Origin of the sequence: Azospirillum isscasi (assembly GCF_030849505.1) — a bacterium.
In the GTDB taxonomy this organism is placed as follows: domain Bacteria; phylum Pseudomonadota; class Alphaproteobacteria; order Azospirillales; family Azospirillaceae; genus Azospirillum; species Azospirillum isscasi.
The window spans coordinates 1-6,586 of record NZ_JAUJFI010000233.1; the positions used below are offsets into that span (position 1 = coordinate 1).

Annotated in this window: 6 protein-coding genes and 1 pseudogene; 5 read left to right on the forward strand and 2 right to left on the reverse strand. The window is 71.5% G+C overall.

All coding sequences use genetic code 11. From position 1 onward, the window contains the following. From QSG27_RS26890 to QSG27_RS26905, 4 genes and pseudogenes are all read left to right on the forward strand, one after another. A pseudogene (locus QSG27_RS26890) lies at positions 1 to 276 on the forward strand (DNA topoisomerase III); the annotation flags it as partial. A 216-nt stretch (positions 277 to 492) separates the two neighbouring features. Next, positions 493 to 942 carry a hypothetical protein gene (locus QSG27_RS26895; RefSeq protein WP_306711640.1) on the forward strand — a complete coding sequence of 150 codons (450 nt, stop codon included), beginning with the start codon at positions 493 to 495 and terminating at the stop codon, positions 940 to 942. A 92-nt stretch (positions 943 to 1,034) separates the two neighbouring features. Next, positions 1,035 to 1,385, forward strand: a complete 351-nt coding sequence (locus tag QSG27_RS26900; RefSeq protein ID WP_306711641.1) for a hypothetical protein — start codon at positions 1,035 to 1,037, stop codon at positions 1,383 to 1,385. Between the two features lie 87 nt (positions 1,386 to 1,472). Continuing rightward, positions 1,473 to 2,420 carry a hypothetical protein gene (locus tag QSG27_RS26905; RefSeq protein ID WP_306711642.1) on the forward strand — a complete coding sequence of 316 codons (948 nt, stop codon included), beginning with the start codon at positions 1,473 to 1,475 and terminating at the stop codon, positions 2,418 to 2,420. A gap of 76 nt (positions 2,421 to 2,496) precedes the next feature. Here the strand turns inward: QSG27_RS26905 and QSG27_RS26910 are convergent, their stop codons facing one another. Beyond that, a complete protein-coding gene (locus QSG27_RS26910) occupies positions 2,497 to 5,145 on the reverse strand; it encodes a glycosyltransferase (RefSeq protein ID WP_306711643.1) in 2,649 nt (882 codons plus the stop codon). A 192-nt stretch (positions 5,146 to 5,337) separates the two neighbouring features. Here QSG27_RS26910 and QSG27_RS26915 point away from each other — a divergent pair, with 192 nt between their 5' ends. After that, on the forward strand, positions 5,338 to 5,592 hold the full coding sequence (locus QSG27_RS26915) for a hypothetical protein (protein ID WP_306711644.1): 255 nt from the start codon (positions 5,338 to 5,340) through the stop codon (positions 5,590 to 5,592). Between the two features lie 152 nt (positions 5,593 to 5,744). Here the strand turns inward: QSG27_RS26915 and QSG27_RS26920 are convergent, their stop codons facing one another. Next, the gene (locus QSG27_RS26920) at positions 5,745 to 6,482 is read right to left on the reverse strand and encodes an endonuclease III domain-containing protein (RefSeq protein ID WP_306711645.1); all 738 of its coding nucleotides are present in this window, start codon (positions 6,480 to 6,482) and stop codon (positions 5,745 to 5,747) included. Positions 6,483 to 6,586: the final 104 nt, after the last annotated feature.

A 6,586-nucleotide genomic window follows, 5' to 3' on the forward strand; every position in this document is an offset into this window, starting at 1 on the left:
GCTGCGGTCGGCGCGGAGGGCGAGGCGCCGAAGACGCCGCGCCGCAGCCGCAAGGCGAAGGCCGCGCCGGAGGTCCTCGACTCGATCACTCCCGCCGCCGCGGCCGCCCCGCCGACGCCCGCCCCGCTCCCCAACGGCGCGCGGCGCAAGGCCCCGACCGACAAGATGGTCGCCTTCGCCCGCAGCCTCGCCGACCGCAAGGGCGTCGAACTGCCGGACGCCGTGCTCCAGGACTTCGACTCCTGCCGCCAGTTCCTGGACCGGCACGCGCGCTGAGCGCCGGCTTGCCCCACCCCGGCCCTCCCCCGCTCTCGCAGGGGAGGGAGAATTGTCCCCTCCACCCCGTAGAGGGGGAGGGTTAGGGAGGGGGCCATGGTTTCCAAATCATCTCCGAATCCCTTCCCGACTGTGGCCCAGGCCACAGCGGCGGGGGCGCCATCCGCCTACCCTCTCCTCCACGGACATCGCCCCACACCGGAGGAGACCCAGCCCATGCGCCGCCTGACCCTGATCGCCGCCGCTGCCGCCACGCTGTTCGCCGCTCCCGCATTTGCTTATGACGTGAAGACCGGCGGCGTGCCGGTCAACCCGATGGCGATGCAGCAGCCGGGCTTCGGCAACCCCTTCGCGGCGGCGCCCTCCGTCGCGAACACGAACGTCGGCGTCGCGACGAACCTCGCCGCGGGCATCGGCAACAAGGCCAAGCAGAACGTCTTCTCCATGCAGCAGGGCACCGGCGGTTCGCTGGTCAACACCAACGTCGGCGTCGCCACCAACGTCGCGGCGGGGATCGGCAACAAGGCGAAGCAGAACGTCACCGGCGTCACCTTCGGCTTCGGCAAGGGCGGCCTGCTGGACACCAACGTCGGCGTGACGACCAATGTCGGCGCCGGCATCGGCAACGCCGCGGCGCAGAATCTGTTCGGTCTCAAGGCCCAATGATCCACCCCGCAGGACGCCGCCGGGCAGAATCTCAAACGGCCTTTGCCCGGCGGCGTCCGTTCCCGGATTCCTCTCACTGGAGGACTGCCGTCATGCTTCGCTTCGCGCTGCCCGCCTTCGGCACGCTCGCCGCCATCCTGGTTTTGGCCGGAACCCCGCAGACCGCCGCCGCCGAGAACCTCGCCTGCCAGACGGTCAACGGGAAGACGGTGTGCAGCCGCGGCTCGGGCTCGCTGTCGTGCCAGACGGTCAACGACCGGACGACCTGCGCGACCGGGCCGGGCGTGCTGACCTGCGAGACCGTCAACGGCCACACCGCCTGCCGCCGCGGCCCGTCGCAACCCGACCTGAAGCTCATGCCCATGCCGCCGCTGCCGCCGCAGGCCGTGCCCCTGCCCGACCACCCCTTCGGCAAGAACTTCCCTTTTGAGGAAGAGGCGTAAAGCACCGGACCTGTGGCCCGCCTCACAGCGGCTCCCCGGCTTGCCGCCCTAGGATCAGCGCACACCGCCGAACAGAGGAGCCCCGCCATGGTCCGCATCCGCCGCCGCTTTGCGCCGCTGCTTTCCGGACTGGCCGCCCTGGCGCTGCTGGGCGGGACCGCCGTCACCCAGGCCGCCGCCCAGGACGCGGGCGGCTTCTCCGTCAACCCGCAGCTGGGCGCGGCGGTCGGCATGTCGATGGGGATGGGCATGGGAATGCCGCCGCTGCTGCCGCGCCAGCCCGTCTTCGTCAACGCCGCCCCGCGCGGCGCGCCTCCAGGTGCGACGGTGACCAACCCCAACGTCAGCCGTCAGGCGAAACACCAGCAGGCCATCGCCAAGATCCGCGGCGACGCCGGCTTCCTGGGCGGCTTCAACAAGGGTCAGGCCCTGGCCGCCAGCCGCCAGCCGCCGCCCGAACCCATCGTGCCGTCCTTCACCTTCATCGACGCGCCCTTCATCGTGAACAACTTCGACAGCTCGCTGGCCCTGTCCTTCGGCGACAGCAACGTGACGGAGCAGTTCATCGTCCAGGGCGGGGACGGCTCCGGCGGCGGTGGCGGCAGTGGCGGTGTCAGTGGTGGCGGTGGCGGTGGCGGAATCACGGAACAGGTCGCCGAGCCGGTTCCCACCGGCCAGATGCCCGCCCCGGTGCAGGCGGCGGCTCCGGTGCAGGCCCCCGCTCCGGTCCAGGCCCCCGCTCCGGTCCAGGCCAAGGCCCCGGCGCCCAAGCCCCAGCCCGAGTCGCAGACCCAGTCCAAGCCCCAACCCAAGCCCCAGCCGGGCGTGACCACCGGCAACGGCGGCCCGCCGCCCGACGGCTTCTTCGACCCGCTGATGAGCAACTTCGGCCCGCTGCCGCACCTGCCCGCGGCGCTGGCCAGCGGCGGCATCCAGTTCAACAACGTCGGCAACGCCTTCAACGCCGCCATGGGTCAGGGCAACAGCGCCACCCAGCAGATCACCAGCTTCCAGGGCAAGAAGGGCAAGCGCTGAACGCCCCCCTCCGGAACGAGGAAAGCCCCCTTGCCGATGGCAAGGGGGCTTTCCCGTTCGGGGCTGAAGGAGACGGTTACGCGGCGACCGGCTGGTTGGCGGTCTTCGCCGGGGCGGCGGGCTGGACCGCGCCCTGCGGGGCGGGCAGCGGCGCCGGGCGCGGGGTGCCGGCGGGCAGCATGTCGCCGATCGCGAGGCCGACGGCCATCAGGTTCGGCACGGCCATCGCCGCCAGCAGGATCGCCCACAGGTCCAGCGACAGGGTGCCCAGCGGGTTGGCGAACCACGCGGTGACCGCGGCGGCCAGCAGCGCACCCGACAGCCAGGCTTCCGGCTTGGCGCAGAAGGCGCCCTGGGTCCGCTTGCCGCCCTTGGCGGTGACGCGGAAGGCGTCGCGCTTGCGGACCACGCCGCGGAGCGCGGCCAGAGCCACCGTGGTGGACAGCGCCATGCCCACGGCGCAGGCCCCGACGCTCTCCTTCCACGAGTTGCCGGAGGCGTAGCGCGAGGCCAGCAGGCTCGACCCGGCGCGCAGGACCAGCGCACCCAGCACCGCGGCGGTGGCCTGGACCGGCGGCAGGTGCAGCGGCAGGACCAGCGACGCGAAGGTCCAGGTCACCGCCGCACCGGCGGCCAGCACGCCCACCGCGTCCGACCACCAGCGCGCCCAGTTGGTCAGGTAGCCGATCTTCTGGCCGAACGTCAGCTCCGTGGCGCCGGGCAGGAACTTCCGCCAGTGGGCGCGCAGGATCTGGGTGGAGCCGAAGACCCAGCGGTCGCGCTGCTTGCGGAACTGCATGAAGTTGTCGGGGGCGAGGCCCTGGCCCAGCCGCTCGTCCGTGTAGGCGGCGCGGTAGCCCGCCGACAGGATGCGGATGCCCAGCTCCGTGTCCTCGCAGATGCCCTCTTCCGACCAGCCGCCGACCCGATCCATGGCGGAGCGGCGCAGCATGATCATCGTGCCGTGGCAGACGAACGCCTGGGAGGTCAGACCCTCCTGCATGCCGACGTCGAAGAAGGGGCGGTATTCGGCGGTCATGGCGGCCTTCAGCGCCGTCTCATGGCCGTCGCGGTGCTCCTGCGGGGCCTGGACGATGCCGACGCGCGGATCGGCGAAGGTCGGGGCCAGCTTGTTCAGCCAGTCCGGCTCGACCGTGTAGTCGGCGTCGAGCACGGCGACGATCTCGGCCCGCGGGTCGGTGTGGCGCAGCGCGGCGTTCAGCGCGCCCGCCTTGAAGCCGGAAATTTTCTTGTACCAGTGGAACTTGAACTTCGGGCCCAGCTCCGCGCACAGCTCCTCGACCGGACGGACCAGCGCCTCGTCCTCGGTGTTGTTGATGAGGACGACGACCTCGTAGTCCGGGTAGTCCACGCGGGCCAGCGAGGTCAGCGTGGCGGCCAGCACGTCCGGCTGCTCGCGGCAGGCGGCGATGTGCACCGACACCATCGGCTTGTGCTCCGGCACCGCGGGAACCCGCGGCAGCAGGGCCGGGGCGCGGCCGGTGAACAGGCGGCGGGCCACCTCGGTCAGGTCGGCGAAGGCCACCGACATCATCAGCGCGCCCAGCAGGAAGGCGGAGCCCCAGGTGGTCGCGGCGCCGAAGGTGAAATACTCGGCGTAGGCACCGGCGACGGCGGAGCCGACGCCGAAGCCGACGATGTTGGCGCCCACCGACGCGGCCAGTGCGTAGGTCATGTTGGTGCGGCGGCGGAAGGCGGCGAAGGCTGACAGGGCAAGGCCGAGGGCCAGCGCCACACCGGCGCCCACGCGGTCGCCCCAGGGCGCCGGGACGGCGCCGGCCAGCGGCCATTTCGGCGCGCGGTCGGCGTCGAGCACGCCCCAGGTCGGGCCGGGCGAGCCTTCGATGCTGGACTTCCACACGCCGTCGAACGCCTCGACCACGTTGTAGTCGATGCCCAGCATCCCCGCCTCGGCGGCGAAGTTGCGGACGACGAAGGCCTGGGCCTGAGGCGTCGGGTAGGCGTCGTGGAAGTTCTCGCCGCCCGACGGCCAGCCCACCTCGCCCACGAACAGCGGCTTGCCCGGATGCGCCTTGCGCACGGTGTCCAGCCGGTCGCGGATCCAGGTCAGCGCGTTCTCCACCGGCACGCCTTCCCAGTAGGGCAGGACGTGGACACCCATGTAGTCGGAAGCCGCGATGGTCTCCTTCGCCTTGACGATCTCCGACCACACGTCGGCGGTGCCGACCTTGATGTGCTTCGGCACGCCGGCGCGGACGCGGCGGATGTAGGAGGCCAGCTCGGTGTCGGTCAGCTCGGCGCGCAGCAGCGTCTCGTTGCCGACCACGACGCGCTCGATGCCGCGCACGGTGCGGGACAGCACGATGGCGCGGGCGACCTCGCGCTCGTTGCGGGCCTTGTCGTCGCTCAGCCAGACGCCCAGCGTGACGTCCAGCCCGTGCTTGGCCGCGATGGCCGGCACGTCGCCCTGGGAGCCGAGCGTGGAGTAGGTGCGCACACCGTCGGCGAAGCCGGCGATGGCGGTCATGTCCTTGTCCAGTTCCACCGCATCGACCACCGGCTGGTGGTTCGGGTCGTAGTCGCGGCCCGACGGGGAGTAGGAGACGGATTCGATGCGCCCCGGCACTGCGTCCACAGGAGTGGGCGCGTTGCGCCAGGACCAGAAGGACGCGTGGCCGGCAGTCACGGCGAGCATCGCCGCGGCCAAGGCCGCAGACCGGATCGAACGCTTCGGGTTGCTCATGTGGGGATTTCGCAAGCCTGGATGGGATGGGTGGCGGGCGCCACCGGACATCCAGACGAACGTGCGCTGCAAAAAACTATTCCCGCGCCCGCGTCGAATTTTTTACGGGGGACCGCCCGGATTACCAAATTGGGAACGGGCGCCGCCCCGCCCCTGTTGGCTTGACCGACCGCAACGACGGGAGACGACGAAATGACCGGCAAGAAGGTCGATGTGACCGCGCTGGAGGAAACGATGGACGAGGTGGTGGAAACCCTCGACCTCGCCGAGCAGGCCGCCGGCTATGTCCGGGCGCAAAGCCCCGACCCCATGGACCGCGCCCGCGCCGCCGCCGTGCAGAAGCAGGCCGAAGCCATGCTGGACGCCGCGGAACAGGCCGCCTCCGGCGAACGTCCGCAACGCAGCGACCCCTTCCCCGTGCGCCGCCCGCCGCCACTGGTCAATTGATCGCCCTGCAAAACCGGCCCCCATCCCAACTCTCCCCCGCTCTCGGCGGACCGAAGGTCCGCCTGCCGCGACAATGCAAACCTTTGATTTGCGCGAGAGCTGACGCAGGGGAGGGCCGGGTGGGGGCAAACTCGGCACCCGAACACTCCCCCTCACCCGGCCATCCGCCCCCGCCCCTCGGGACACAAATCCAGCAGGACACACCGCTCACAGGCCGGATTGCGGTAAAGGCAGACCCGCTGCCCGTGCAGCATCATCACCTCGTGATGGTCGTAGATCTGCTGGGCCGTCCAGTCCGTTGGAAGCCGCGCCTCCAGGATGGTGTGCGACGGGCCGACCGCCACGGTCGGCGGGATCAGCCCGGTGCGCACGGCGACGCGGTGATGGTGGCTGTCCACCGGCAAAGCGGGACGGCGCAGGCTGCTGAAACTCATCACCGCGGCGCTGGTCTTCGGGCCGACGCCGGGAAGCGCCTGAAGCCAGGCCCGCGCCTCGGCCACCGTCATCTCCGCCAGGAAATCCAGCGACAGCCCGCCGCGCAGCTCCGTGATCCGCCGCAGGATCGCCTGGATGCGCGGCGCCTTCTGCTCCGGCCAGGTAACCCCCGCGATCGCCGCCTCCACCTCCGCCGGGTCGGCGTCGCGCACCGCGGCCCAATCCCCTCCCCAGCGCGCCCGCAAGGCGCGGAAGGCCGCCCCCGACGCCGCGTTGCGCGTGCGGTGCGACAGCAGCGACGACACCAGTTCGCTGAGCGGGTCGAGCGCGCGGAAATAGGCGATCGGACAGCCGAAGATCAGGCAGAGCCGCCGGTGGATTTCCAGCAGCTTCCCATCGGACAGATGCGCGAAGGACGGCTGGTCCTGACCGGCCTCCAGGCGGCGGCGTCTCACGGGGCCGTCATGCCGCCGGACGACGGGCTGCCGCCCGGCAGCACCAGCCCCTCGTCCGCCGCCATGGCGCGGGCGTGGGGCGCCCGATCGGGCGTCCAGGGCTC

Bases quoted from the DNA above. Each gene is read 5' to 3' on its own strand.
- QSG27_RS26895 (WP_306711640.1), top strand. From the start codon at position 493: ATGCGCCGCCTGACCCTGATCGCCGCCGCTGCCGCCACGCTGTTCGCC.
- QSG27_RS26900 (WP_306711641.1), top strand. From the start codon at position 1,035: ATGCTTCGCTTCGCGCTGCCCGCCTTCGGCACGCTCGCCGCCATCCTG.
- QSG27_RS26905 (WP_306711642.1), top strand. From the start codon at position 1,473: ATGGTCCGCATCCGCCGCCGCTTTGCGCCGCTGCTTTCCGGACTGGCC.
- QSG27_RS26910 (WP_306711643.1), bottom strand. From the start codon at position 5,145: ATGAGCAACCCGAAGCGTTCGATCCGGTCTGCGGCCTTGGCCGCGGCG.
- QSG27_RS26915 (WP_306711644.1), top strand. From the start codon at position 5,338: ATGACCGGCAAGAAGGTCGATGTGACCGCGCTGGAGGAAACGATGGAC.